The organism is Agromyces binzhouensis, from assembly GCF_004135055.1.
Classification (GTDB): domain Bacteria; phylum Actinomycetota; class Actinomycetes; order Actinomycetales; family Microbacteriaceae; genus Agromyces; species Agromyces binzhouensis.
Map to the genome: position 1 here is coordinate 1 of NZ_SDPL01000780.1, position 648 is coordinate 648.

Here is a 648-nt window from a genome sequence, read left to right on the forward strand (position 1 = left end):
CGAGCGCGCGGAGCTCCCACGCCGCGAGCCCGCCGGGCACCGACGCGGGGCACGCGGGCACGACGGCTCGATCGCACGCGTCGACGTCGACGTCGAGGTGCACCGGCCCGCCGGCCGCCCCGGCGATCTCGAGCGCCTCCGCCATCGCGAGGTGCGGGAGGCGGTGGTGCAGTTCGTCGCGGTGGATGACGGTGATCCCGAGGTCGGCCGCGCGCCGCGCGTAGGCGGCGGAGTTCGCGAAGTCCTGGATGCCGATCTGCACGATGCGGCTCGGGTCCAATCCGGCCTCGACCAGCCGTCGCACGGGCGAACCGTTGGAGACGCCGTCCCGGAGGTCGTAGTGCGCGTCGATCGTGACCAGCCCGGCCGTGCCCAGGTCGGCGCCCCAGGCCCCCAGCGCGGTCGCGAACGTCACCGAGTTGTCGCCGCCGAGTGCCACGAGCGCCTCGGACCGCGCGAGCACCTGGGTGACACGAGACCGCGTGCGCGCCTCGCCCGCCTCGCCGTCGGGCTCGTGGATGTCGCCCGCGTCGACGAGGTCCAGCTCGCCGAGGTCCGCACCGCCCGCGAGCGGCGAGTCGAACGGGTCGCGGGAGCGGTCGGGGACGAGCGCCGGGCTGTACCGCCGCAGCGCCTCGCGGATCGCGG

The 648-nt window shown here is 76.1% G+C and carries 1 protein-coding gene; it reads right to left on the reverse strand.

Going from position 1 to position 648, the window contains the following annotated elements; genetic code table 11:
• On the reverse strand, window positions 1-648 hold a 648-nt coding region (locus ESO86_RS18190), incomplete at both ends, for an arginase family protein (RefSeq protein WP_129236071.1).